General features: G+C 37.4%; 3 protein-coding genes. All 3 read left to right on the top strand.

Annotated features, from left to right (window positions below; all coding sequences use genetic code 11):
- The coding region (locus tag C9E89_RS22870) for a helix-turn-helix domain-containing protein (RefSeq protein ID WP_107010332.1) at nucleotides 1–236 on the top strand (236 nt) is incomplete at its 5' end.
- Entirely contained in the window at nucleotides 208–627 is a 420-nt protein-coding gene (locus C9E89_RS22865) for a hypothetical protein (RefSeq protein WP_107010331.1), read from the top strand. The genes C9E89_RS22870 and C9E89_RS22865, both read left to right, overlap by 29 nt.
- A 13-nt stretch (nucleotides 628–640) precedes the next feature.
- Nucleotides 641–907, top strand: a 267-nt coding sequence (locus C9E89_RS22860) for a hypothetical protein (RefSeq protein WP_213069663.1), incomplete at its 3' end; no start/stop codon positions are given.

Here is a 907-nt window from a genome sequence, read left to right as displayed (position 1 = left end):
TGAACTCCCTCTCTTTCTTAAAAAATGAACTCATTCAAACGATTGAGCAACACCCCAAAAATGCAATGAAAATTGCAATACAACAAGTTGAAAACGCTCTAATTGAAGAAGCTTTAATTATCTGCCGCGGCAACATCACCAGAACCGCAAAAACACTTGGTATTAATCGAGCAACATTACAACGTCGTTTAAAAAAAGGATCTTGCAATGAGCATTCCAACAGAAAAATTGAATAATGATTTTCGCAAGAATCTGGGTAAACGTGATGGATATTATTGCGTTCGCCTCGGTCCTAAAAAAATTTATATGGTTGAAATTGGCTTGGACTACACACCAAATTTTGACAAAAAACAAATTGGTACAAAGACAGCACGCCCATTTTTCTGGTCTGAACATGTTCTTGTAAAAGATGATGAGCATTTAGAGCCAAGAAAGCTTACAGATCGTGAATTAGAACTGGCTTGGATTAAATCTAATCTTCGCGCTGTTGTGAACTATCAGCGTGTGCTTGATCGAGATGCTAAGCGCAGACATGAAAATGTTCGTATGAATGACCGCTCAATTGAACAATTACGATACAAGCGCGGAAACTGGAAGCATCATTGGCGTGTAGAGCAAAACGCATAAATATAGGTGAGTTATGGAAATTAAAGAACAAGAAATTGAAACCAATCAATTAAAACCTGCGGAAATTGTTCGTGATGAGTATGGCTCGTGGATCCATCCTGAATATCAAAAATATTTAGATCAGCACCACAAAAATCAAGAGTGGCTTTCACAAGATGAATGGAATGAAGTAAAGCGTTATTTCAATATTGAAACTGTTCAGTTCTATCTTGAAGCCTGTGTATCAGAAGATACTTGGGAAAAGATGATGGACGATACAGATCTATCAGAGTGGAATCCT

Origin of the sequence: Acinetobacter sichuanensis, assembly GCF_003024515.2 — a bacterium.
In the GTDB taxonomy this organism is placed as follows: Bacteria; Pseudomonadota; Gammaproteobacteria; order Pseudomonadales; family Moraxellaceae; genus Acinetobacter; species Acinetobacter sichuanensis.
This window is presented reverse-complemented; position numbering and strand designations above follow the sequence as displayed.

Coding starts and splice junctions, on each gene's coding strand:
- C9E89_RS22865 (WP_107010331.1), top strand. CDS start 208: ATGAGCATTCCAACAGAAAAATTGAATAATGATTTTCGCAAGAATCTG.